At 65.5% G+C, this 24,780-nt stretch carries 23 protein-coding genes and 1 pseudogene; 10 read left to right on the top strand and 14 right to left on the bottom strand.

Features of this window, described 5'->3' with window-relative positions; translation table 11 throughout:
* Window positions 1-1,134, bottom strand: a complete 1,134-nt coding sequence (locus FXB38_RS34925) for an MFS transporter (protein WP_187435350.1) — start codon at window positions 1,132-1,134, stop codon at window positions 1-3.
* A 246-nt stretch (window positions 1,135-1,380) separates the two neighbouring features.
* Between FXB38_RS34925 and FXB38_RS34920 the strand changes: the two genes are divergently transcribed.
* The 10 genes and pseudogenes from FXB38_RS34920 to FXB38_RS45145 all read left to right on the top strand — a co-directional run.
* A complete protein-coding gene (locus FXB38_RS34920; RefSeq protein ID WP_148755484.1) occupies window positions 1,381-2,313 on the top strand; it encodes an N-carbamoyl-D-amino-acid hydrolase in 933 nt (310 codons plus the stop codon).
* 60 nt (window positions 2,314-2,373) lie between these two features.
* The gene (gene hydA, locus FXB38_RS34915) at window positions 2,374-3,843 is read left to right on the top strand and encodes a dihydropyrimidinase (RefSeq protein ID WP_148755483.1); all 1,470 of its coding nucleotides are present in this window, start codon (window positions 2,374-2,376) and stop codon (window positions 3,841-3,843) included.
* Between the two features lie 215 nt (window positions 3,844-4,058).
* On the top strand, window positions 4,059-5,663 hold the full coding sequence (locus FXB38_RS34910; RefSeq protein ID WP_148755482.1) for an ABC transporter substrate-binding protein: 1,605 nt from the start codon (window positions 4,059-4,061) through the stop codon (window positions 5,661-5,663).
* Between the two features lie 17 nt (window positions 5,664-5,680).
* Entirely contained in the window at window positions 5,681-6,622 is a 942-nt protein-coding gene (locus FXB38_RS34905) for an ABC transporter permease (RefSeq protein ID WP_148755481.1), read from the top strand.
* Window positions 6,619-7,542, top strand: coding sequence for an ABC transporter permease (locus tag FXB38_RS34900; protein ID WP_148755480.1), 924 nt, complete (start codon window positions 6,619-6,621; stop codon window positions 7,540-7,542). Before FXB38_RS34905 ends, FXB38_RS34900 begins: the two co-directional genes overlap by 4 nt.
* Window positions 7,543-7,561: 19 nt before the next feature.
* Window positions 7,562-8,551 (top strand): ABC transporter ATP-binding protein, encoded by a 990-nt coding sequence (locus tag FXB38_RS34895; protein ID WP_187435349.1) that lies wholly within the window; start codon window positions 7,562-7,564, stop codon window positions 8,549-8,551.
* Window positions 8,548-9,531, top strand: coding sequence for an ABC transporter ATP-binding protein (locus FXB38_RS34890; RefSeq protein WP_148755478.1), 984 nt, complete (start codon window positions 8,548-8,550; stop codon window positions 9,529-9,531). The genes FXB38_RS34895 and FXB38_RS34890 overlap by 4 nt, the downstream gene beginning before the upstream one ends.
* Window positions 9,532-9,786: 255 nt before the next feature.
* Window positions 9,787-10,209 (top strand): OsmC family protein, encoded by a 423-nt coding sequence (locus FXB38_RS34885; protein WP_148755477.1) that lies wholly within the window; start codon window positions 9,787-9,789, stop codon window positions 10,207-10,209.
* A gap of 165 nt (window positions 10,210-10,374) precedes the next feature.
* Window positions 10,375-10,890, top strand: a complete 516-nt coding sequence (msrA, locus tag FXB38_RS34880; protein WP_148755476.1) for a peptide-methionine (S)-S-oxide reductase MsrA — start codon at window positions 10,375-10,377, stop codon at window positions 10,888-10,890.
* Between the two features lie 16 nt (window positions 10,891-10,906).
* Window positions 10,907-11,014 (top strand): annotated as a pseudogene (locus FXB38_RS45145) (tripartite tricarboxylate transporter substrate binding protein); the annotation flags it as partial.
* A 27-nt stretch (window positions 11,015-11,041) separates the two neighbouring features.
* Here the strand turns inward: FXB38_RS45145 and FXB38_RS34870 are convergent.
* From FXB38_RS34870 to FXB38_RS34810, 13 genes are read right to left on the bottom strand one after another with little or no spacing between them, the layout of a single operon-like run.
* Window positions 11,042-11,671 carry an FMN-dependent NADH-azoreductase gene (locus FXB38_RS34870; RefSeq protein ID WP_187435348.1) on the bottom strand — a complete coding sequence of 210 codons (630 nt, stop codon included), beginning with the start codon at window positions 11,669-11,671 and terminating at the stop codon, window positions 11,042-11,044.
* On the bottom strand, window positions 11,672-13,249 hold the full coding sequence (locus FXB38_RS34865; RefSeq protein WP_148755474.1) for an isochorismatase family protein: 1,578 nt from the start codon (window positions 13,247-13,249) through the stop codon (window positions 11,672-11,674).
* A gap of 21 nt (window positions 13,250-13,270) precedes the next feature.
* Complete coding sequence (locus tag FXB38_RS34860; protein ID WP_148755473.1) at window positions 13,271-14,119, bottom strand: MBL fold metallo-hydrolase; 849 nt, start codon at window positions 14,117-14,119, stop codon at window positions 13,271-13,273.
* Between the two features lie 30 nt (window positions 14,120-14,149).
* Entirely contained in the window at window positions 14,150-15,034 is an 885-nt protein-coding gene (locus FXB38_RS34855) for an amidohydrolase family protein (RefSeq protein WP_148755472.1), read from the bottom strand.
* The gene (locus tag FXB38_RS34850; RefSeq protein WP_148755471.1) at window positions 15,031-16,152 is read right to left on the bottom strand and encodes a vWA domain-containing protein; all 1,122 of its coding nucleotides are present in this window, start codon (window positions 16,150-16,152) and stop codon (window positions 15,031-15,033) included. Before FXB38_RS34850 ends, FXB38_RS34855 begins: the two co-directional genes overlap by 4 nt.
* Window positions 16,149-17,030 carry an AAA family ATPase gene (locus FXB38_RS34845; protein ID WP_148755470.1) on the bottom strand — a complete coding sequence of 294 codons (882 nt, stop codon included), beginning with the start codon at window positions 17,028-17,030 and terminating at the stop codon, window positions 16,149-16,151. Before FXB38_RS34845 ends, FXB38_RS34850 begins: the two co-directional genes overlap by 4 nt.
* 12 nt (window positions 17,031-17,042) lie before the next feature.
* On the bottom strand, window positions 17,043-18,065 hold the full coding sequence (locus FXB38_RS34840) for a xanthine dehydrogenase family protein molybdopterin-binding subunit (RefSeq protein WP_148755469.1): 1,023 nt from the start codon (window positions 18,063-18,065) through the stop codon (window positions 17,043-17,045).
* Window positions 18,066-19,661, bottom strand: coding sequence for a xanthine dehydrogenase family protein molybdopterin-binding subunit (locus FXB38_RS34835; RefSeq protein WP_148755468.1), 1,596 nt, complete (start codon window positions 19,659-19,661; stop codon window positions 18,066-18,068).
* A 12-nt stretch (window positions 19,662-19,673) separates the two neighbouring features.
* Entirely contained in the window at window positions 19,674-20,150 is a 477-nt protein-coding gene (locus tag FXB38_RS34830) for a (2Fe-2S)-binding protein (RefSeq protein WP_148755467.1), read from the bottom strand.
* A 6-nt stretch (window positions 20,151-20,156) separates the two neighbouring features.
* The gene (locus FXB38_RS34825) at window positions 20,157-20,975 is read right to left on the bottom strand and encodes an FAD binding domain-containing protein (RefSeq protein WP_148755466.1); all 819 of its coding nucleotides are present in this window, start codon (window positions 20,973-20,975) and stop codon (window positions 20,157-20,159) included.
* Window positions 20,976-21,419, bottom strand: coding sequence for an SRPBCC family protein (locus tag FXB38_RS34820; RefSeq protein ID WP_148755542.1), 444 nt, complete (start codon window positions 21,417-21,419; stop codon window positions 20,976-20,978). It lies immediately after the preceding gene.
* A 5-nt stretch (window positions 21,420-21,424) separates the two neighbouring features.
* Window positions 21,425-21,862: an SRPBCC family protein gene (locus FXB38_RS34815; RefSeq protein WP_015686997.1), complete on the bottom strand. Its 438-nt coding sequence runs from the start codon at window positions 21,860-21,862 to the stop codon at window positions 21,425-21,427.
* A 10-nt stretch (window positions 21,863-21,872) separates the two neighbouring features.
* Window positions 21,873-24,773 (bottom strand): flotillin family protein, encoded by a 2,901-nt coding sequence (locus FXB38_RS34810; protein ID WP_148755465.1) that lies wholly within the window; start codon window positions 24,771-24,773, stop codon window positions 21,873-21,875.
* Window positions 24,774-24,780 lie beyond the last annotated feature (7 nt).

Genomic DNA, 24,780 nt, shown 5'->3' with positions numbered 1-24,780 from the left:
CTATTTTGTGGTCACGGCGCGCGCGGACAGCGTGACGAGGCACATCAGCGCGGCGAGCATCCAGAATGCCATCGGCAGCCCGGTGGCGTGGGCGATAAAGCCGATGCCGGCGGGGCCAACCAGAACGCCGGCATATCCGGCGGTGGTGATCGACGCCACCGCGAGCCCCGTGGGCATCGCGGTCTGCATGGCTGCGCCACGAAACAGCACCGGCACGAGGTTCGAGGCGCCGAGACCGATGAGCAGGAAACCGGCGATGGCAACGGCCTTGCTCGGCGCGAGCAACAACACTGCAAGGCCCGCGACGGCAAGCAGGCTTCCCCCGACCAGCGTTGTGCGATCGCCGATGCGTGCCACGACGGCGTCGCCGCCGAGCCGGCCAATGGTCATCGCGATCGAGAACACGATGTAACCGATCCCGCCCTGGGCCTCGCTGACGAGGCCCGTGCCGATGACGAGCAACGCGCCCCAGTCGAGCATCGCGCCTTCGATCAGGAAGGTGATGGCCGCCAGCAACGCCAGCAGCAGCACGATGCCATGCGGCAGCACGAACAGCGGTCCCTCCTGCGCCTGCGCCGAACGCAGCAGGCGCGGCCAGGCGAGCGCCATCGCGATCAGCATCAGCACGGCGCAGATCAATGCGCTCGCGAGCGGTCCAAGATGAAACGACAACAGCGCCGTCATCACCGCGGATCCGGCGAACCCGCCAATGCTGAAGAGCGCATGAAAGCCCGACATCAGCGGTTGTCCTGCCGCACGTTCGACCTCGACGGCATGGATGTTCATGGCGACATCGATGGAGCCGAGCGCAGCGCCGAATGCGAGCAAGGCAATCGCCAATGTCAGGGGCGTGCCGGCGATGACCAGCAGGGGCAACACCAGGGCGAGGGCAATTCCGCCCGCGATGATGATCGGCTTGGTGCCGTGGCGTGCGCTCAAGATGCCGGTTGCGAGCATCGCGATGACCGAGCCGATACCGAGGCTGAGCAGCAGCAAGCCAAGGACCGCGTCATCGACCGCGAGCCGTTGCTTCGCGAACGGCACCAGCGGCGCCCAGCACGCAATGCCGAAGCCGGCGACCAGGAACGAGAGGCGCGTGGCGAGCCGCGTCGCCGGACGGTCGGCTGATGTCATTCGCAAAGCTCCGGAGGGGATTGGGGAAGAGGAGAGGGGGGCGCAGCTATAAACCGAAGCGAAGAGAGAGGTTCCGCATGCTTGTAGCTCGGATGGAGCGACTTGTCCGCCGAACGGGGGCGGCGGCATGAAAGCTGCTTGGCTGGAAAAACGGCGCGAGGCTGCGTTATGCTGCGCGTGCCGCCCCCCAGAAGCTGCGATCCCCAGCCTCGCCAAGAAATTTTTCAAATAATCAGGAACTCGCTGATGCGTATCGTCAATGTTGCCGCCGCCCAGATGGGCCCGATCCAGAAGGCCGACAGCCGCGAGGCCGTGGTCAAGCGCATGATCGCGCTGATGGACGAAGCCAAGGCCAAAGGCGCCGACCTGATCGTCTATCCGGAACTGGCGCTGACAACGTTCTTCCCACGCTGGTACGCAGAGGACCGGGCGGAGTTCGACAGCTGGTTCGAACGCGAGATGCCGAGCGCTGCGACCAAGCCGCTGTTCGAGCGTGCCGCGCAGCATCAGATGGCAATGAATTTCGGCTATGCCGAGCTGACGCCCGACGGCCGCCACTTCAACACGGCGATCCTCACCGACAAGTCTGGCAAGATCGTCGGCAAATATCGCAAGGTCCATTTGCCCGGCCATGCGGAATACGACACCAATCGATCGCACCAGCATCTGGAGAAGCGCTATTTCGAGCCGGGCGATCTCGGCTTCAACGTCTGGCGCGAGCTGGGCGGCATCATCGGTATGGCGATCTGCAACGACCGCCGCTGGCCGGAGACCTATCGCGTCATGGGCCTGCAGGGTGTCGAGATGGTGCTGATAGGCTACAACACGCCATCGGTGAATGCGGAGCGAAGCGAGGAGGGCGTCGAGAAGCGCCTGTTTCACAACCGCCTCTCCGTGCAGGCCGGCGCGTATCAGAATGCGACCTGGGTGGTCGCGGTGGCCAAGGCAGGCGTCGAGGACGGCCATGCGTTGTTTGGCGGCGGTCTGATCGTCGATCCCGACGGCGAGATCGTTGCCGAAGCCGAGACGGAAGGCGACGAGCTACTTGTCCATCCCTGCGATCTCGAGGCCACCACCTTCGGCAAAACCACGATCTTCAACTTTGCACAGCACCGCCGCATCGAGCATTACGGCCTGATCACCAGCCGTACCGGCGCGGTGCCGCCGCCGGAGAAATGATGCCCATGGTGTTCCTGCAAACCTGCAATCATTTCGCTCAGGCCTATCATGGAGTGCCTCATGACTGAACCCACTTACGATCTGATCATCCGCGGCGGCCGCGTCGCTACCACGACAGATGTGTTCGAGGCCGATGTCGCAATCTCCGGCGAGACCATCGTAGCCATCGGCCGCGGGCTTCCGTCCGCCACGCGCGAGATCGACGCACGCGGCAAGCTGGTGCTGCCCGGCGGTGTCGACAGTCATGCGCATATCGAGCAGCTGTCCGCGGCCGGCATCATGAATGCCGACACTTTTGAAAGCGCGACCGTGTCGGCGGCCTTTGGCGGTACGACCACGGTGATCCCGTTCGCGGCCCAGCACGTCGGCATGAAGCTGCCGCAGGTGGTGGAGGATTATCACGCGCTTGCGAAGAAAGGCGCCGTGATCGACTACGCCTTTCACATGATCATCGCGGACGCGACCAGGGAGACGGTCGAGGAGCACATTCCGGCGCTGGTGAGGCAGGGGCACGCCTCGATCAAGATCTTCATGACCTACGACCGGCTCAAGGTCGACGACGAGCCGCTGCTCGACATTCTCCTCGCCGCACGCCAGTCCGGCGCGATGTTGTGCGCCCATGCCGAAAATCACGGCATCATCGCCTGGATGGTGAAGCGGCTGCTCGCGCGCGGCTACACGATGCCGAAATACCACGCCGTCAGCCACGCGCGTGTGTCTGAAGCCGAAGCCTTCACCCGGCTGATCGGCATGGCGGCGCTGATCGATCAGCCCATCATGATCTTCCATGTCTCGACCGCCGAAGGCGCCAAGGTCATCCGCGACTCGCGCGGGCAGGGGCTCAAGGTGTTTGCCGAGACCTGTCCGCAATACCTGTTCCTCACGGCTGATGATCTCGACAAGCCCGGCGCGGAAGGGGCGAAGTGGATGTGCAGCCCGCCGCCGCGCACGCATTCGGACCAGGAGGCGCTGTGGCAGGCGCTTTCGCTCGGCGATCTCCAGACCATCTCATCGGACCACGCGCCGTATCGTTACGACGAGACCGGCAAGCTGCGCGCTGGCCCCAATCCGAACTTCAAGCAGGTCGCGAACGGCCTGCCGGGACTGGAGCTGCGGCTGCCGCTGCTGTTCGACGCGATGGTGTCGAAAGGACGGCTCGGCCTTGAAAAGTTCGTCGAGCTGACCGCGACGGCACCCGCAAAAATCTACAATTTGCATCCGCGCAAGGGCTCGATCGCGGTCGGCGCGGATGCCGATATCGCGATCTGGGATCCCAATCGCGAGACCACGATTGCGGACGAGATGATGCACGATCTTGCCGGCTACACGCCGTTTGCGGGCCGCAAGCTGAAGGGGTGGCCGGTGTCGGTGCTCTCGCGCGGCCGCGTGATCGTCGACGGCGACAAGTGCCTCGCCAGCGCCGGCAGCGGCAAATTCCTGGCGCGGAGCGGCGGCGGGGCGGCAAGGCCGACGGGCCGGCTGGTGGCGGACATGGATCCTGAGCGGAATTTCGGAGCAGAACTGCTGTGATCGCGGACCTGGCGCGATGAGGATCGTCGCGGACCAGCACCTCGCGTGTCCTTGGCGCGGTCTCGTCCGTGCTGCTGCGCAACGATAGGCCAAAAGGCGATGAGAACCCGCTGGCGGCCCCGCGGTTACTGGCATACCATTTGCACGCAAATGGGCTCTGTTTCACCTGCCCTTGGCCAATACGGCCGGCATCACGGCATTACCGGGAGGATTTCATGGATCGCAGGACCGTATTGAAGGGACTGGCCGGCGCGGGCGGTTTGGCACTGTCGGGGAGCCTCTCGGCGCCTGCGATCGCGCAAGGCGCGTCAGCCCGCACCCTGCGCTTCGTGCCACAGGCCAATCTCGCCAATTTCGATCCAATCTGGGGCACCCAATATGTCGTGCGCAACGCGGCGGCGCTGGTCTGGGATACGCTCTACGGCATCGATTCCTCGCTTCAACCGCAACGTCAGATGGTCGAATCCGAGGAAGTAACCGACGATGGCACGACCTGGACGTTCAAGCTGCGATCGGGGCTCAAATTCCATGACGGCGAGCCGGTGCTGAGCAAGGACGTCGTCGCGAGTCTTGCGCGCTGGGCGGCGCGCGATCCGATGGGTCTGATGATCAAGGCGCTCCAGCAGGAGCTCACCGCGGTCGACGACCGCACCTTCAAATGGGTGCTGAAGCAGCCTTTCCCGAAGTTGCTCTACGCGCTCGCGAAGAACAACTCGCCTTGCGCCTTCATCATGCCGGAGCGGATCGCTCAGACCGACCCGTTCAAGCAGATCGGTGACTATGTCGGCTCCGGGCCGATGAAGTTCGCCAAGAGCGAGTGGGTCCCCGGCGCGAAAGCCGTGTTCGAGAAATTCGCCGACTATGCGCCGCGGCAAGAGAAAGCGTCGTGGCTCGCCGGCGGCAAGCAGATCCTGGTCGATCGCGTTGAATGGATCGTGATGCCGGACGCGGCGACCGCAGCGGCCGCGCTGCAGAACGGCGAAGTCGACTGGTGGGAGAGCCCGATCGCCGACCTCGTTCCGGTCCTGAAGAAGAACAAGAACATCAGCGTCGATATCGGCGATCCCCTCGGCAATATCGGCTCGTTCCGCATGAACTTCCTGTATCCGCCCTTCAACGACGTGCGGGCGCGGCGTGCGGTGCTGATGGCGATGAGCCAGGAAGACTATATGCGCGCCATCGTCGGCGACGACAATTCGCTGTGGAAGCCGCTGCCCGGCTACTTCACGCCGGACACGCCGCTCTATTCCGAGATGGGCGGCGAGATCCTGAAGGGCAAGCGCGATCTCGATGCGGCCAAGAAGCTGCTCGCCGAGAGCGGTTATTCCGGCCAGCCGGTGACGTGCCTGGTGGCGCAGGACCAGCCGATCACCAAGGCGCAGGGCGATGTGACCGCGGACCTCCTCAAGCAGCTCGGCATGAATGTCGACTTCGTCGCCACCGATTGGGGCACGGTCGGCTCGCGCCGCGCGGCGAAGACGCCGCCGGGACAGGGCGGCTGGAACATGTTCCACACCTGGCACGCCGGCGCGGATTGCATCAATCCCGCGCCCTACACCGCCATTCGCGCCAACGGTGACAAGGCCTGGTTCGGCTGGCCCAGCAGCCCCAATACCGAGAAGGAAGTCTCTTCCTGGTTCGAGGCCAAGAACCTCGATGAGGAGAAGGCCGCCATCGGTCGCCTCAACAAGGCGGCACTCGATGATGTCGTGTACGCCCCGACCGGATTCTTCCTGAGCTATACGGCGTGGCGCAAGAACATCTCCGGCATCACGAAAGGGCCGCTGCCGTTCTTCTGGGGCGTGTCGAAATCCGCATGACCGCGCGCTGAAGCCAGATGCTCTCCTACATCCTCCGGCGCATCGTCTCGACCTTGCCAGTGATGGCAATCGTCGCGCTGTTCGTGTTCAGCCTGCTCTACATCGCGCCGGGTGATCCCGCCGTGGTGATTGCGGGCGACCAGGCAAGCCCGGAGGATGTGGAGCGCATCCGCCAGAGCCTCGGCCTCGATCGGCCCTTCCTGATCCAGTTCGGAAGCTGGGTCTGGCGTATCCTGCATGGCGACCTCGGCACCTCGATCTTCACCAACCTGCCGGTTTCGACGATGATCGGCCAGCGCCTCGGGCCGACGCTGTCGCTGATGATGGTCACGCTGCTGCTCACGATCGTGGTCGCGGTGCCGCTCGGGGTCGTGGCCGCGTGGAAGGCTGGCAGCCTGATCGACCGCGCCATCATGGCGTTCGCCGTGTTCGGCTTCTCGCTGCCGGTCTTCGTGGTCGGCTATGTCCTTGCCTATATCTTCGCGCTGGAGCTCGAATGGCTTCCAGTGCAGGGCTACACGCCGCTCACGGAGGGATTCTGGCCCTGGCTGCAAAATCTGATCCTGCCGGCGGTCGCGCTCGGCTGCGTCTACATCGCGCTGATCGCGCGCATTACTCGCGCGACCATGCTCGAAGTGCTGCAGCAGGACTATATCCGCACGGCGCGGGCCAAGGGCCTGGGGCAGGGCGGCATCCTCTTCGTTCATGCGCTGAAGAACGCAGCCGTGCCGATCGTCACTGTGATCGGGATCGGCATCGCGCTTTTGATCGGCGGCGCGGTCGTGACTGAAAGCGTGTTTGCGATCCCGGGCCTTGGGCGGCTGACGATCGATGCGATCCTGCGCCGCGACTATCCCGTCATCCAGGGCATCGTGCTGCTGTTCAGCTTTGTTTACGTGTTGGTCAATCTGATGATCGACGTCACCTATACGATCGTTGACCCGAGGATCCGCTATTGACCGACATGACCGTCAACCCGCACGCGCTCCCGGCCGGCCTCGTTGTCGCGCCTCAACTGCCCGAAATCCTTCGGCCCGTTGTGATCCGGCGTGGCATCGTCGGTTTTCTGCGCAGCCATCCGACGGTCGCCATCGGCGGCGCGCTGCTGCTGATGCTAGTTCTTATCGCGGTCTTTGCGCCCTATCTCGGCACGGTCGATCCGACCGCGCTCGCACCAGCCAAGCGGACCCGCGCGCCCTCGGCTATTTTCTGGTTTGGCTCCGACGTGCTCGGCCGCGATATCTACTCGCGCGTGCTGTTTGGCGCGCGGGTCTCGCTCACGGTCGGTCTGTCCGTTGCGATATTCGCGTCCGCGGCGGGTCTTGCCATCGGAATCGTCGCCGGCTTCATCCGCTGGGCAGATGGCATCCTGATGCGCTTCATGGACGGCTTGATGTCGATCCCGCCGATCCTGCTGGCGATCGCGCTGATGGCCTTGACGCGCGGCAGCGTCGGTAACGTCATCCTGGCGATCACCGTTGCCGAGATCCCGCGCGTCTCGCGCCTCGTCCGCAGCGTCGTGCTGTCGTTGCGCGAACAGCCCTATGTCGATGCGGCGGTAGCCTGCGGCACGCGCACGCCGATGATCATCCTGCGCCATATCCTGCCCAACACGCTGGCGCCGATGTTGGTGCAGGCGACCTATATCTGCGCCAGCGCGATGATCACGGAGGCGATCCTGTCCTTCATCGGCGCCGGCACGCCGCCGACCATTCCGTCCTGGGGCAACATCATGGCCGAGGGCCGCGCGCTGTGGCAGGTCAAGCCCTATATCGTGTTCTTCCCGGCGGCATTCCTGTCCGTCACCGTGCTCGCGGTCAACCTGCTGGGCGACGGCCTTCGCGATGCGCTCGATCCGCGCATGGCCAAGAGCCTCTGATGTATCGAGGCTGATCGCGATGGCACTGCTCGAAGTCGAGAATCTGCAGACCCACTTCCGCACGCCCAGCGGCATCAACCGCGCGGTCGACGGCGTATCCTTCCACGTCAATGAGGGCGAGACGCTGGCCATCGTCGGGGAGTCCGGCTGCGGCAAGTCGGTGACCTCGATGTCCCTGATGCGGCTGATCCCGGAGCCGCCGGGCAGGATCGCAGGCGCCATCCGCTTCGCGGGCAAAGATATCTTGAAGCTTTCAGATCGCGAGATGCGCGCGATCCGCGGCAACGACATCTCGATGATCTTTCAGGAACCGATGACGAGCCTCAATCCGGTGCTGACCGTCGGCCGTCAGATCCGTGAAACGCTGATGATCCATCAGGGGCTGGACCAGCAGGCCGCCGAGGCGCACGCGATCGAGATGTTGACGCTGGTCGGCATTCCCGAGCCGAAACGGCGCGTGCGCGAATATCCGCACCAGCTTTCCGGCGGCATGCGTCAGCGCGTGATGATCGCGATCGCGCTCGCCTGCAATCCGAAGCTCCTGATCGCGGACGAGCCGACCACCGCGCTCGACGTCACAATCCAGGCACAGATCCTGAAGCTGATGCTGGATTTGAAGCGCCGTGTCGGTGCGGCGATCATCCTGATCACGCACGATCTCGGCGTGGTCGCCGAAATCGCCGAACGCGTCATGGTCATGTATGCCGGCCGTAAAGTCGAGGAGGCGCCGGTCGCCGAGCTGTTCCGCTCGCCGCGCCATCCCTATACGCAGGGCCTGCTCGGCGCGGTGCCGAGGCTCGGCTCCTCGCTGACCGGCGCCGCGAGGCGGCTCGCCGAGATTCCCGGACAGGTGCCCGATCTGCGCAAGCCCATCACCGGCTGCGTCTTCGCCGGCCGCTGCGCGCTCGCGACCGATCTCTGCCGGCAATATGCGCCGGGTCTCGAGGAAAAGGCGCCGCGCCACATCGCTGCCTGCCATTACGCCGCCAAGGGAGCGGTTGCGGCATGAGCCCCCCGCTGCTCCAGGTCAACGACCTCAAGAAGCATTTTCCGGTCAAGACCGGCCTGTTCGGGCGCAAGTCCGAATGGGTCTACGCGGTCGACGGCGTGTCGTTCGAGATTGCGCGCGGCGAGACGTTGTCGCTGGTCGGCGAATCCGGCTGCGGCAAGTCGACGGTCGGCCGCGCAATCCTGCGGCTGTTCGACGTGACGTCGGGCCAGGTGATCCTCGATGGCCAGCGCATCGACGACGCGCATCCGAGCACGATGCGCCAGATGCGGCAACGCATGCAGGTGGTGTTCCAGGATCCGTTCTCGAGCCTCAATCCGCGCATGCGCGTGCGCGACATCCTGGCGGAGCCGATCCGCAATTTCGGCCTCGCCAAATCTGCGGCCGACCTCGAGACGCGCGTGACCGCGCTGATGGACACGGTGCGCTTGCCGCGGGAAGCGCTCAACCGCAGGCCACACGAATTCTCCGGCGGCCAGCGCCAGCGCATCGGCATTGCACGGGCGCTCGCGGCCGAGCCGGAGCTGATCGTCTGCGACGAGGCAGTTTCGGCGCTCGACGTCTCGGTCAAGGCGCAGATCGTCAACCTCTTGCAGGATCTTCAGCGCGAGTTCGGGCTGGCATTGCTGTTCATCAGCCATGACCTCGCGATCGTCGAGCACATGACCCACCGCGTTGCGGTGATGTATCTCGGCAAGATCGTCGAGGTGGCGCCGCGCCGGGAGATATTTGCGGCGCCCAGGCATCCCTATACCAAGGCGCTGCTCTCGGCAGTTCCGTTGCCGGAGCCCGGTGCGCAGCGCAACCCCATCATCCTGGGCGGCGACGTGCCGAGCCCGATCAATCCGCCGAGCGGGTGCCGCTTCCACACCCGCTGCCCCTACGTGTTCGATCGCTGCCGGACCGAAGAGCCGCAGCTTCGTTCGGCTGGGGGCGAACAGTGGGTGGCCTGCCACCTCGATGCGCTGCCGGCGGGATAAAGAACCTCTTCAGCCAACGTCGATCGCAAGCTGATCATCTGTCGCGGCTGAAGACATCCGGCTGGAGCGGCGCGTGGTTTCCACCGCGCGGGCGACGTCGAAATCCGGCTAGGCCTAGGCTTCCACGCCGGACAGGTCGGTATTTGACGGAACCGCTCCGGCGCTCGAACGGTTGAAGGGCGACACCGCGGTGACGCCGGGATAGCCTTCCGTCGGCGCGGTGCGCAAGCAGGCAAGCAAAACCAGGAGAAAGAGATGATCCGCAAGGCAAAGGCAGTATGGCAGGGCACCGGCCGCGATGGGACCGGCCATCTATCGAGCGAATCCGGCGTGCTCGCCGAGACGCCCTATTCGTTCAAGACGCGGTTCGAGAACGAGAAGGGCACCAATCCCGAGGAATTGATCGCAGCGGCCCACGCCGGCTGCTTCACGATGGCGCTGGCCTTCGGTCTTCAGCTCGCTGGCTTCACGCCGACTGAGCTCTCCACCGAGGCCGCGGTTACCCTCGATCCCGAAGGGAAGGGATTCAAGATCAGCAAGTCGGCGCTGACCTTGCGTGCCAAAGTGCCCAACCTCGACGACGCCGGTTTTGCCCGTATCGCCGGCGAGGCCGAGAAGAACTGTCCGGTGTCGAAAGTGCTCAACGCGACGATTACGCTCGACGCCAAATTGACCTAGCCGAATATTGGGAGCTGCGCCAGGACTTGCCGGCACCAGGACTTGCCGACACCAGGACTTGCCGGCATCGGCCTGATGAAGGCAAAGTCCTGGGCGAGGGGCCGTCGAGGATGGGGTGTTTCCGCTTGAATCGCGGCAATCCCGATGGAGCAGATGGAGCATCAAATGACGACAGAGCGCGCAGTTTTGGCTGGAGGATGTTTCTGGGGCATGCAGGATCTCATCCGCAAGCAGCCTGGCGTGATCTCGACGCGGGTCGGCTACACCGGCGGTCGGGTGAAGAACGCCACCTATCGCAATCACGAAGGCCACGCCGAAGCAATCGAGATCATGTTCGATCCCGCGAAGACCAGCTTCCGGACCATGCTTGAGTTCTTCTTCCAGATCCACGATCCCACGACGTTCAACCGTCAGGGCAATGATCTCGGCACGAGCTACCGCTCCGCGATTTTCTACACGTCAGACGAACAGAAGCACGTCGCCGAAGACACCATTGCCGATGTCGAGGCATCGGGCCTGTGGCCCGGCAAGGTGGTGACGGAAGTCGCCCCCGCCGGCGAATTCTGGGAGGCCGAGCCCGAGCATCAGGATTATCTCGAACGCTATCCCGACGGCTACACCTGCCATTTCATCCGGCCGGACTGGAAGCTGCCGCGACGTGCGGCTGCTGCGGGAGGCTAGCGGTGGCCAAGGGTTCTTGAGTCAGGCGGGCAAGATACGGCTGCTCGCGGTCACACCCGACAAGCGATCGAGCGGCGCGCCTGATATCCCGACCGCCATTGAATCGGGGATGCCGGATCTTCAGTCGCTGCAAGGGTGACAAGAGCGCAGCTCAGAACCGCTTCGCTATCTCGGCGAGGCGGCGGTGGGCGGTGTCGCGGGCGGCACGGATCGGCTCGGCCGGGCCTGCCGTCGGGCCGATCGGCACGAAGCGCACGTCGCTGACGCCTATGAAACGAAGCGCCTCGCGCAGGTACGGAGTCGCCATGTCGATGCGGCCGCGGTTCATGCCGGTGGCAAAGTCGCTGCCGGAGGCGAGGATGACGATCGTCGGCCGATCCTTCAGCAAAGGAAGGTAACCCTGCGCCGGATCGAATCGGAACGTCAGGCCGGGCTGGATGACGATGTCGAACCACTGCTTCAGCTTGTAGGGGATGCCGAAATTCCACATCGGCGTCGAGATCAGCACGCGGTCGGCCAGCGAAAAGCGCAGCGCCATCCGCTCGGCCTGCGCAAAGCTGTCCCGCTGCGCGTCGTTGAAGGCCAGCGCGTTCATCCGCGCATATTTGGCCTCGACGATGGGGCCTGCAAATTCCGGCATGAGCTCGCGCCAGAGATCGACGACGTCGATGTCCCAGTCGGGGCGGGCCTGGCGAAAGCCGTCAAGGAACGTCCGTGCACCGGCGCTCGACTCGGAATCGGCGCGTGGGGAGCAGGAGAGGTGCAGAAGCTTCACCGCCACTCATCCCAGCGCTCTAATGACGGCGTCCGCGCGGGTGACCACCGCGACGTTCTGCATGGCAAAGTTGATCGAGGCCGAGTGCCAGTCGGCATTCATGGTCGAGCAGCAGTCCTCCGGCACGATCATGAAATAACCTTTGTCGGCACCGGTGCGCGCGGTGTGCTCGACCGACATGTTGGTCCAGGCGCCGGTGTTGATGATCATGTCGCGGCCGGTGGCTTTGAGGATCGTCTCGAGCCGCGTGCCTTCCCAGGCGCTCATCCGCATCTTCTCGACGACGAAGTCGCCGGGCCGCGGCTCGAGGCCGGAGACCGGCGCCGCCCCCCAGCTGCCGCGCACCATCGCCTTGCTGTCGACGAGACCCTCGAACAGCGGCGCGTTCAGCGTCACGCCGGGTGCGCCGGGCTCGACCACGAACCAGACGTGGATGATGACCACGCCTCGGGCACGCGCGGCCTCCGCGAGGCGGCGGACATTCTCGACGACATGCTGCTGCTTCGCGTGCCCTGGCGCGCCGGACTCGGCGAAGGCGCCGCCGTCCATGATGACGTCGTTCTGGAGGTCCTGGATGATCATGGCGCAGCGGTTTGGATCGAGGCGCAACTCGCCGTCGGCCAGGATTGGCGCCGCGGCGGCAGGGCCGGCGCTCGTGGTGCCGCCACCACTGCGCCTGCCGCTCATGTAGGGCTCGTGGCGCGGGCCGGCCTTGGTCGGGATGGCATAAACCGAATGCGTCGAGGTCAGGTACAGCGTGCGGAAATCCGGTCCGCCCCAGGCGAGGTTGGCGACGAGCTCGGGCACGCGAACTTTTCCAAGCAGCTCGCCGCGCGGCGAATAGACCCAGACGCCGCCGGGTGCGGTGACCCAGACGTTGCCGTGCTGGTCGCACTTCATGCCGTCTGGCAGGCCCGGCTCCAGCTCGGAGCGGATGCCGCTTGCGAACACCCGCGCGTTCGACAACGTGCCGTCGGCATTGACGTCGAAGACGCGGACCAGCGCCTGCACGGTGTCATTGACATAAAGCAATGTCTCGTCGGGCGAGAAGCACAGTCCGTTCGGTTGATCGAACAGGGTTCTGTCGACCACCAGCTTGGGCTCGCTGCCGGGCACCACGCGATAGACGCCCTGGAAGCCGAGCTGGCGCGGCCGTTCGACGCCGTAGACCGGCATGCGGCCGTACCAGGGATCCGAGAAATAGATCGCGCCGGACGAGTGCACGCAGACGTCGTTGGGGCTGTTGAGCTCCTGCCCGCCAAAGTGCGAGGCCAGCACCTCGCGCCGTCCGTCCGGCCGCTCGCGGATCAGCGACGAGGTCGCGTGCTCGCAGACGATCAGGTTGAGCTCGGAATCGTAAGTCATGCCGTTGCATTTGTTCGACGGACGCTTGACCTCGGCAACGCCGCGCCGCGCATCCCAGCGCCGGCGCACGTCGCCCGGCATGTCCGAGAACAGAAGGTAGTGATCAACGGGATGCCAGATCGGCCCTTCCGTGAAGTCAAAACCTGTGCCGACCTGCGCGACCGGCGCGTAAGGGTCGATCAGCGTCTCGAATTCGGAGCGCAAGGTGACGTGTGTCATGGGTCGGTCCTCAAGATCATCTCAGGCCGGAAACCAGTTCCGCGCGGGCAGGGACTGCACGATCGGGCCCGGCACCTGGTCCTGGAGACGGCCCACGACGTTGCCGCCTTCGATCTTGGCGGGGCGGTCGTGCACCGGCAGCAGATAGCGCGAGTTGCTGAGCAGCTTCTTGATCGCGGCCTTCTCCGCGCGCTTGCTGGTGCCGTGATTGCCGGTCGTGCGCGGCTCCCAATCGTGGATCTCGTTGAAGGGCGTGACGATCTGGTCATTGATATCGTAGATCACATCGCCGCAGATGGTAGCGATGCCGTCGGCGGTCTCGACGATGATGTTCATCGAGCCCTCGGTATGAGCGTTGGCGGCGTCGCAATAGACGCCGGGCATCAGCTCGATCGGGCCGGTGATCTCGAGGTCGAGGAAGCGCAGCGCGCTCTTGGTGTGCAGGCGGTCGATCAGGTGCTTGATGTCGGGTGCCGGATATTGCGGATGCATCAGGCCGGAAACCGAATATTCCAGCTCCTTGCGGTTGAGGACGACAGTCGTGTTCATCGGGAACAGATCGTCCTTGCCGGCATGGTCGATGTGCAGATGGGTGTGGCAGACAAAGCGGACATCGCCCATGCGCACACCGTGGCGTGCGAGCTGGTTCTCGATCATGTTCTCGTGGTACTGCAAGCCGCGCATGCCCAGCGTTTCCATGATCTGGTTGGAGCGATAGCCGGTGTCGACCACGACCGGATATTTGCCGCCGAGGATCAGAAAGCCCAGCGTAAGGACGCGGCGGGTGCGGCCGCAGTCGCGGCCAAGCACCAGGAAGCTCGATTCCAGCTCGATATCGCCGTAATCCAGGATCTTGATCTCGAGCGCCATTCGTATCCCTCCCTGTTCTGCTTTTATCTGTCAAAGCCGATAGACGCGCGTTGCGGTGCCTCTGAAGATCGCATCTCGTTGCTCGGCGTTCAGCGGTGCTGCCGCTGCACGAAAGGCGTCGACGAGTTCGCGATAGCTGGTCCACAACTTCTCGATCGGGAAATTGGAGCCGAACAGGCAGCGCTCGGCGCCGAAGATCGCGACGGTGTCGGTGACGACGGCGGCGATATGCGCGGGGTCGTTGCGATGGATGAACGTGCCGAGCCCCGACAGCTTGGAGACCACGTTCGGACACGTCGCGAGCCGGGCCATCCCGGCGCGCCAGGCAGCGCGCCCCCCAGGCGAAAGGTCCTCGTGCATGCCGGCATGCTGAAGGACGAAGGTCACCTTGGGACAGGACCCCGCAAGCTGCGCTCCATCCGGCATCTGAGGCGCGAAGAGTTGGAGATCAAAGCTCCAGCCGTAGTCGGCGAGGTGCGCAATGTTGCGACGGACCATGGGATCGATGCAGAGATCGGGCTTTGCGGCGAAGCGATAGAGCGGGTTCTCGTGCCAGTGCAGCTGCATGCGTACGCCGCGCACCAGCGGATAGCGCTTCAGGCGGTCGAGCTGCGGGCGCACGTCGTCGACCGCGAAATTGGCATAGGCGACGATGGCATGTGGCCAGCCGTGCTCGTCGGCGGTCTGCTGCACCCAGGCGGCTTCGTCCTCGAAGCGGTCGTTGGCCCAGTTGGTCTGAACGTAGACCGAGCGGGTGACGCCGCTGCCCTCGAGGTCGTTGAGATATTCCCGGATCGGATAGTCGCGCCGGACCGCCTCGTAGGGTCCGAAGATGCGCGGCTGCATTGGGCCGACCAGCCAGGGCAGATCGGCCTGCCGCCAGATATGATGATGCCCGTCGACAATCTCGGTCACGCAACTCTCCTTCGTCCCAGTGCCAGTACGTGGGCAACGATCGACGTGCTGGATCCGCCGTCGACGAGGTCGTCGACGAAGCGCTCGATGGCGACCAGCGCTTCCGTCTGCGGACGGAAGCTCTGCCCGGTCGCGAGCGGCGTCAGCCAGCTGACGCGCCAGGCCCGCCGCGACAGTTTGGCCACGGCGTCACGGAGTGCATCGGGTTCGCCCCGCTCCAGCCCGTCCGAGACGATGACCACGGCCGCCCCTCGCGCGTACCCGCCGAACCGCGGCACTGCGAGGAAGGCCCGCAGCGCGTCGCCGATGCGGGTGCCGCCGTCCCAGTCGCTGACGAGATGCGCGGCCGCACTCAGCGCCTGCTCGCGCCGCTTCAGCCGCAACGAACGAGTGACGCGGGTCAGCCGGGTGCCGAAGGTGAAGACCTCGACATTGGGCGCAGCCTGGACCAGCGCATGAGCGAGTTTCATGTTCTCCTCTGTACGGCTCTTCATCGAGCCGGAGACGTCGATCAGCAGCAGGAACTTTCGCGGGCGCTGGCGTCGCTTCATATGGCCGAGCCGCAGAATTTCGCCGTCATTCCGGACGGAGTCGCGCAAGGTGCGGCGGAGATCGGCAAAGGGACCGCGACGGGCGCGCATGCGGCGATGGCCGCGCCGCCGCGGCAGCCGCCGGGGAGCCTCGCGCGACAGGCGGCGGAGTGCATCTGTCGTGGAAAGCTGCGCAAAGCGGCGTTCAACCAGCGCCTCGGTGCGGGTGGCGGTCAGGCCGGACTCATTGGCCTCCTCGGAGAGCAGCGGCTCCTCGTCGCCGCGGCCCTCTTCCTGTAGCCTGACGGTCTCGTCGTCCTCGCCATCATCGACGCGCTCCAACGCTTCGCTGCCGCGGAAGTGGAGGTCGAACAGGCGGTCAAAACTCGCGCGGCGTTCGGGCGGTGGAGCGAGAGTGGCCAGTGCCGCCTGTCTGATATCCCCGAGGTCGCGTGGGCCGAGCAACTCGATCGCTGTGAGGAACGCGGTGGTCTGCTCCGGGGCGACGGCAAAGCTGTTGGCGCGCATGAGTGCAACGAAGGAGACGAAGATGCGGGCGGCCTGTGGCAGTTGGAGGTCGGTGCTCATGCGGTTGCCTCCGCGAGCATGGCGTCGAGCCGGGGCGAGATGAAATGCAGATCCTCCTCATCCTTCAGCGCCACGCCGATCGAGCGCCTGAAGGCGTCGGGCCAGCGCGCGCCGCCCCTGTGTAGGAGCGTTGCGGCCTCGGCCCAATCGACGGCTTCGGCGATGCCCGGCGCCTTGCTGAGCGGCTCGCGACGGAGCCTGCCGACGGCCGCGACGACGGCGCGTGCGGTCGCTTCCGCAACACTGGAAGCCCGCAGCATGACGATGCGTGCCTCACGCTCTTCGGTGGGATAGTCGATCCAGTGGTAGACGCAGCGGCGGCGCAACGCCTCGTGCAAATCGCGTGTGCGGTTCGAGGTCAGCACGACGACGGGTCGCTCAGTGGCGCGCACCGTGCCGCGCTCGGGGATCGAAATCTGGAAGTCGGACAAAAATTCGAGCAGGAAGGCCTCGAACTCCTGGTCGGCGCGATCGATTTCGTCGATGAGCAGCACGGTGGAGTCTGGGGCCCGCAGCACCGCCAGCATGGGACGCTCGATCAAAAACGTCTCGCCATAGATATCGATACTTTCGTCGCCGGCCTGGCGGATCGCGAGCATCTGGCGCGGGTAGTTCCACTCGTAGAGCGCCGCGGAGGCGTCGATCCCCTCGTAGCATTGCAGGCGGATCAACCGGCGGCCGAGCACGGCGGCGATGGCTTTTGCGGCCTCTGTCTTGCCGACGCCCGGTGCGCCCTCGAGCAACAGCGGCTTGCCAAGCGCGAGGCCGAGGTAGGCGGCAGTCGCGAGGCCCTCGTCGGCAAGGTAATAGGCGGCGCGCAGCGCCTTCTCCAGCGCCTCCGGGCTGTCGATGCCGACGATGTTGCTGCGGACCGCCATGAACCGGGCCCTCTAGCGCCGCGCCTGCGGCCGCGTGCCGCCCTGGGCCTTGATCGCACGCAACACTTTTTCCGGCGTAATCGGCAGATCGTCGATGCGTACACCGACCGCGTTGAAGATCGCATTGGCGATCGCCGGCAGCACGGGGTTCGCACACATCTCACCCGGACCCTTGGCGCCGAATGGACCGTCGGGGGCAGGGCGCTCCAGCACCGCAATGTCATGCGGGCAGATGTCGCCGGGGCCGGGCATCAGATATTCGACGAAGTCGCGCGGGCCGTGCACGGGCTCGGGATAATATGGCTCCGGGGTCTCGTAGAGCGCGTGGCTGACGCCCATCCAGGCGCCGCCGACAAGCTGCTGCTCGACCAGGCGCGGGTTGAGCGCGCGGCCGAGCTCGTAGGCCGAATCCATCCGCACCATCGCAACTTCGCCGGTCTCGTCGTCAACCTCGACCTCGGCGACCAGGCAGGCATGGGCGTAGCAGGTGGCGGGCGACATCTCGCCGGTCTCCGGATTCACTTCAGAGAGAGGCACCAGGAAGATGCCGCGGCCCGAGATGGTCTTGCCCTGCTTGAACTGCGCGGCGATCGCGACGTCCTTGGTCGAGATCGAGCGATGCGGCGCGCCCTTGACGTGGATGTTGCCGCGCCCGTCGGTCTCGAGATCGGCGGCGTTGACCTCGAGCTCTTCGGCCGCAGCTTCCATCATGACACCGCGAGCCTCGCGGGCCGCCGCCATCACGGCGTTGCCGACGCGATGGGTGCCGCGCGAAGCGAACGAGCCCATGCAATGCGGGCCGGTGTCGGAATCTGCGGTGTCGACATAGACGTCCTCGACCGGCACGCCCAGCGTCTCCGCGCAGATCTGCCGCGTCACCGACTTCATGCCCTGTCCCAAGTCGATCGACGACAGCGCCACCGTGAACTTGCCGCTCGGGTTGGAATGCACCAGCGCCTGGCTGGGGTCGCCGCCGAGATTCATGCCGATGGGATAGTTGATCGACGCGATGCCGCGTCCGCGATGCCGGGTCATCTAGCGCCTCCTGGTGCCGAAGACGGAGGAGAAACGGGTCGCGCCATGCGAGGGCGTGGTTGGCCGCGGAGAGGGCGGCGGAGGAGGTGGTGGTGGCGGCTCGCGCGGCGGTTCGCGGGTGACGGTGGGTGGAAGACGGTCGTAGCTGGTGCGCTGCTGCGCCGGAGCGGTGGGCCGCGCGCGCGAAGAATCCGTCGGGGTCGGCGGGATTACCGCGCGGCTGCCGCCGCCGTCCTTGCGCGAGGATGCTCGCTTGAACTCCTCGCGAAGCGGCCACTTGGCTTTCTCGGCCGCGACCTGGACGCATTCGATCAGCGCGGTGTTCTTGGCCTCGCGCCGGTGCGCCTTCATGTCGCCGTCGCGATAGGCGTTGAGGATGCGGAATTCCATCGGATCCATGTTGACGAGGTGTGCCAGCTTGTCCATCTGGCACTCGATGGCAAAGTCCATCGCGGTCACGCCGAAACCGCGCATGGCGGTCGCCGGCGTGCGGTTGGTGAAGACGCAATAGACGTCGCCATAGACGTTGGGGATGGTGTAGGGACCCGGCAAATGCGCTGCGCATTTCACTGCGGCGTAGCTGGACAGCCGCGTATAGGCGCCACTGTCAAAATAGCAGCGGATCTTGCGCGCGACGACGCGGCCGTCGCGCATCACGCCGTCCTTGATGTAGATGCGCTCGGCGCCGCGCGGCGGGCCGTATTGCATCTCCTCCTCGCGCCCGAACACATAGCGCACGGGCCGCCCGGTCAGCATCGCGCCGAGAATGGCGAGCGGCTCGGTCAGCGTGTCCACCTTGCCGCCAAACCCGCCGCCGACGGTGCCGCCGATAAAGTGGAAGGTGTTGGACGGCACGTCCAGAATCTTGGCGCAGGTGTCGACCGAGAAGAACAGCGCCTGGGTCGAGGTGTAGATCACATAACGGCCGTTGGTGTCCGGCGCCGCGATCGCACCATTGGTCTCGGTCGGCGCATGCTCGATCGGCGACATCTGGTAGCGCTGCTCCAGCACGTGGTCGGCGGTCGCGAGCGCCGCGTCGGCATCGCCGAAGCGGAGCCTCTGGTGGTCGTAGGTCTCGTGATAGGTGAAGGTGTTCTTGGGATAGGTTTCGTTGACGACGGGCGCGCCGGGCTTCAACGCATCCTCGACGTCGAACACCGCCGCCAGCGGCTCGTAGTCGACCTTGACTTTTGCGATGGCCTCGAAGGCCTCGCGCTCGCTGTCGGCAACGATGGCGACGATCGGTTCGCCCTTGTAGCGGACCTTGTCGACCGCGAGCGACGGCTCGTCGTCCTTGCCGAAATTGATCAGGCTCAGAAGCGTGTTGAGATTAACCGGCACATCAGTGCCGCGGATGATCCGGCGTACGCCGGCGGAGCGCTCGGCCTCGGTGGTATCGATGCGGCGAATTCTGGCGTGCGCCTGCGTCGAGCGGACGACCTTCAGATGCAGCATGCCCTGGAGCTTGTGGTCGTTGAAGTAGCTCGACGTGCCCGTGACATGGCCGAGCATGTCCTGGCGCTGGGTGCCCTTGCCGATTTCCTTCAGATTGTCGTCGCGCTCGTCGGCGAAGATGTCCTTGCGCAGTTCCAGCATGGTCACGTTCCCTTAGGCGCTGACCCGGCCGCTGGCGGCGGCGAGGATGGCGTTGATGATCGGCTCGTAGCCGGTGCAGCGGCAGATGTTGCCTGAGATGGCTTCAATGACCTCGTCGCGACTCGGCGACGGGTTGCGGTCGAGCAGGGCCTTTGCGGCCATCAGCATGCCCGGGGTGCAATAGCCGCACTGGGCGGCAAAATTGTCGGCGAAGGCGCGCTGGAGCGGATGCAGGTTCGGGCCCTGCTTCATGCCGTCAAGCGTCTCCACCGAACGGCCGGCGACGGTTTCCGCCAGCGTCAGGCAGGAGAGGTGAAGCTCACCGTCGATCAGCACGCTGCAGGTGCCGCAGCCGCCCTGGCCGCAGCCGAATTTGGGCGTCATGTCGCCGATCAGCTCGCGCAGCGCGACCAGCAGATTGGTGCCGCCGTCGACGAAGATCGCGACGTCGCGGCCATTGTGACGAAATTGCAGGGGGATCTTGGACATGACCGTTTATTCCTGTCCTGACAGCAGACGGCGCAGATGGACGCCAACGATCTCGCGGCGATACCAGGCGCTGCCAAGCGCATTGTCCGATGGCGATGTTCCTTCAGTGGCGGCGGATGCGGCCGCCGCTATGGTTGCGGCATCCAGCGAGTGGCCCTCCAGCGCCCGCTCGGCGGCGCGGGCCCGGATCTGGGTCGGTGCCATCGAGCCCAACGCGATCCGCGCGCCAGCGATCCGGCCGCCGCTGATCGGCAGATGCGCGGCCAGCGTGATGACAGAGCCGCCCTTCGGCTTGATGCGCGCGATCTTGCGATACCGAAACGCTTCGCTGCTTGCGGGACGGGTGCAGGAGACCGACAGGACCAGCGTGCCGGCTTGACGGTCGCGGGCCTGCAAAAACTCCTCAATCGGGATGTCGCGCGCGCCAAAGCCGCCTTGCACGGCGACGGTGGCATCGAGCGCCAGCAGCGCGACGGTGAAATCGCCATACGGGTTCGGGGCGAAGAGATTGCCGCCGACAGTCCCCATGTTGCGCACGGCCGGGCCACCAATCGAACGGGCAGGGGCGTGAAGGAAGCCGAGATCTCGCTCGGCAAGGACGCGCGCGAAAGTGACGCCGGCGCCCAGCGTGATGCGCGGGCCGGAGGCATCGATCCGGGTCAGCGCCTGGTCCTGGGCGCGAACGACGGTCGAGATTGTGACGTCGCCCTCGTTCAGCGCGCGCATCACCAGCGTGCCGCCGCCGAGATAGCGCGCGCTGCGGTCGGTGGACAGCGCGCCCGCCGCCTCACTGGCGCTGGTGAAAGTCTTCACTGTCACGCCCATTTATGCGGCCTCCCTCAGATGGCGGCGGATTGCCTCGAACCCGGCCTGATAAATGTCTTCGGCAACCATGTGGGTGATGCGGTCGCGGTCCTCGGGCTTGGTCGTGAAGCGCGACTCCCAATGCCAGAAGGTGCGATCGCCGTCGGTGACCGGCAGCAGGCGGACATGGGCGACGTAGTTGAACATCGGGATCGGGGTATCGAGCAGACAGTAGCTGAAGCTCTGTTCGAGGTCGGACAGCGCCAGCAATTGCTCGCGCAGCTCTGCGCCGTCCTTGAGCTTGAACCGCCTGACGCAGCCGATCTTGTCCGGGGAATGTGCGCGCTCGATCGAGGAGGTCTCAACCGCCGGATGCCAGCGGTCGTGCCCGTTGAAATCGCGCAGCAACGACCACGCCGCATCGGTCGGCGCGTCCAGGATCGTGCTTTTGACGATATGCGGCACCGCCATCACCCTCCGAACACGCGCTTGAGGGCATCGAAGCCGCCCTGGAACACGCCGCCGCCGATGTTGCCGACGAGCTCCGTCTCCCGCTCCGGCGCGCAGTCGAACTCGGCGGTCCATTCCACAAAGGTCTGGTCGCCGTCGGTGACGGGCGTCAGCCGCAAGGTCGCGACGTAGTTCTCGACGCCCATCGGGGATTCCAGGATCGAGTAGGTGCAGAACATGTCGTAGTCGGAGAGGCCCAGAAGCTTCTCGCGGATGCGGTCGCCGTTGCGCAGGCGAAAATCCCTGACGCAGCCGATCTTGTCGGAGGGCTCGCCGCCCTCGATGCGGCTCTCAGCGATCGCCGGGTGCCAGTTCGGTAGGCCATTGAAGTCGCGCACGCGCGCCCAGACGCGGTCATTGCGCGCATTGACGACGGTGGAGACGTAGACGCGGGGCATGGGTCAGACCTCAGCTCTTCTTCCGCGGACCACGCTCGGCCGGCGGTTCGCCGCCCTCAGCTGCAGGCGGAGGGGCTGCGGTCTTGTCGCCGCCACCGCCCCTGCGCGCGGACTCCTTGATGCCCTGCATGTCGCGGGCCTCGCGGATCAGGCCGGGCATTTTTGCGAGGCTGCCACCCTCGACGCCGATGTCAGCCAGCAGCGAATCGATCAGCGGCGCCTGCACGCGGTAGCGCAGCGCCGAGTCGATCACCTCGTCGGTGGCGCTGCGGCCGCCATTGCCGCCATGGCCATTGCCATTGAGCCCGTCGACCTGGAGGATACGGATGCCCTCGATCTTCTCCATCGGCTTGACGCTCTCGCGCACGATGCCCTCGATACGGTCGAGCAGTTTTCTGCGGAACAGCGAGTAGCGGGCCTGGTCGGTAAGGACGTTCTCAGCCTCGTTGAGCATCCGCTGGGCTTCGGCTTCGACGGTGGCACGGACACGCTCGGCGTCCGCGGCAATCCGGGTCTCCTCGGCCTGCTTCTCGGCAATCATGATTTCGACGGTCTTGCGGCGTTTGGCGATCTCGCTCTCGCGCGCGGTGATGACGCGCTCGGTTGCCTCGGTGGCCCGCATCCGCGCTTCCTCGGCCATCGCCTTGGCAGCGGATTCTTCCAGCGACTTCTGATGGATCGCGATTGCCTTCTCCATCAGGACGGTTTCGACCTCCTTCTCGCGGTTGACCTCGAGCTTGCGCAGCTCGCGCTCGCGACCGACGCGGGCTTCGTCCAGGCCGCGGTCGGAGGAGATGCGCGCGCGCTCGACCTCCTCGCGGGAGGCGATCTCGGCCTCCTGCAACGACTGGACCCGGGCGACCTCGAGCTGCTCGATAGCGCGCCGGCGCTCGAGGCGGGCAGCTTCCAGCGCCTGCTCGCGCGAGACGTCGGTGGTCTCGACCTCCTTGCGGGCGACGATCTCGGCCTGCCGGACCTGGCGGTCGGCATCGATCCGCTCCGATTTCTTCGCGGAGAGGGCGATGACGCGGTCCTCGTCAGCGATCTCGATCGCCTTCTTCTGCTCGATATTGAGCACCTCGCGCTTCTTGGAGGAGTTGATCCGTTCAGCTTCCAGGGCAAGATCGACCACGATACGCTGGCGCTCGATGGTGTCGCGCCGTTTCAGTTCGGCGGCCTCCAGTACGCCCGTGCGCTCGATTTCCAGCGAGCGGGTATCGCGCTCGGCCTGGATGCGTTCGGCCGCAACGGCCTTCTCCTGCGCGATGCGGGCCGCCTCGATCGCTTCGCGGGAGGCGATGTCGGCTTCCTCGACGGCGCGATTGCGCGCGATCTCCAGCGAACGCACGCGCTCCTCCTGAGCGATGCGGCTCGCTTCGGTCGTCTCGCGTGCGGCGATGCCCGCAACTTCAAGGGCCTGGTTGCGCTCGATCTCCAGCTGCCTCGTGTTCTGCTCGGCAGCGATGCGCTCGGCGGCGAGCATCCGCTCGCGGGCGATGCGGGCCGCCTCGACCGCGCGCTGTGCCTCGATCTCGGCCTCCTGGATGGTGCGGACCTGCTGGATCTCCAGCGCGCGGGTGCGCTCGTCTGACGCGATACGCTCGACATTGACGATCAGCGTCTGGGCGATGCGCGCTTTCTCGGTAGCTTCGCGGGCGGCGATCTCGGCTTCGTCGATGGCGCGGGTGCGCTCGATCTCGCGGCGGCGCGTTTCCTCTTCGTTGGCGATGCGGGCATCGGTAACGACGCGGTCCTGCTGGATCCGGGCCTTCTCGATCGCCTCGCGCGCGGCGATCTCGGCTTCCTCGACGGTCCGCATCCGCTCGATCTCGCGCTGGCGGACCTCGCGTTCCGACGCAATGCGCGTCGTGTCGATCGAGCGCTGGTTGGCGATCCGCGTCTTCTCGATCTCCTCGCGCGCCAGCAGCTCTTTCTCCTCGATGGTGCGGGTGCGCTCGATCTCCTTCTGGCGGGTCTCGCGCTCGGAGGCGATACGGGCCTCGGCAATCGCCTGTTCATTGGCGATCCGCGAGCGCTCGATCGCCTCGCGTGCGGAAATCTGCGCCTGCTCGGCCTCGGTCTCGCGCAGGGCGCGTTCGCGGGCGACTTCCGTGCGCTGGAGCGCGCGGCGCATCTCGATGTCGCGTTCCTGCTCCAGCCGCGCCGTCTCGCTCTCGCGCTCGATTTCGAGTGCCTGTCGCTCGGCCTCCAGATTGCGGGTGCGGATCTTGATCATCGAGTCCTGCTCGATGTCGTTGCGCAGCTTGCGCCTCGCCTCGATGTCCTCCATCAGCTTGGTCAAGCCTTCGGCGTCGAAGCGGTTCGAGGGGTTGAAGAATTCGAGGTCGGTCTGGTCGAGATCGGTGATGGCGACGGATTCGAGCTCGAGCCCGTTCTGGGCGAGCGCCTCGGCCGCATTGGTCTTGACCCGCGCGACGTAGTCGCCGCGACGTTCATGCATCTCTTCGAGGGTCATTTCGGAAGCGACCGAGCGGATCGCGGAAATGAACTTGCCGGCCAGCAGCGCGTGGAGCTGTTCCGGCTCCATGGTGCGGCGACCGAGCGTTGCGGCGGCGATCGAGACGGCTTCGCGAGTGGCCTGGACCCTGACATAGAAATCGGCCTCGATATCGACGCGCATGCGATCGCGCGTGATCACGGCGTCCTGCCGCGAACGCACGATCCCCATCGGCAGCACGTTCATGTTGACCGACGTGTAATCGTGAATGAAGGGCAGCACGAAGGCACCGCCGTTGATCACGACGCGTTCGCCGAGGAAACCGGTCCGGACGAACGACACCTCCTTGGAGGAGCGGTGGTAGAGCCAGTTGACGATGTAGACGCCAACCACGATCACGATGATCGCGACGATCAGCCAGAGAATAAGCTCGCCGACCAGGATCCCTGACATGTTTCCC

The sequence above is a fragment of the Bradyrhizobium cytisi genome, assembly GCF_008123515.1.
Classification (GTDB): Bacteria; Pseudomonadota; Alphaproteobacteria; order Rhizobiales; family Xanthobacteraceae; genus Bradyrhizobium; species Bradyrhizobium cytisi.
Note: the sequence above shows the minus strand (reverse complement) of the source record. Positions and strands in the feature narration are given on the sequence as shown.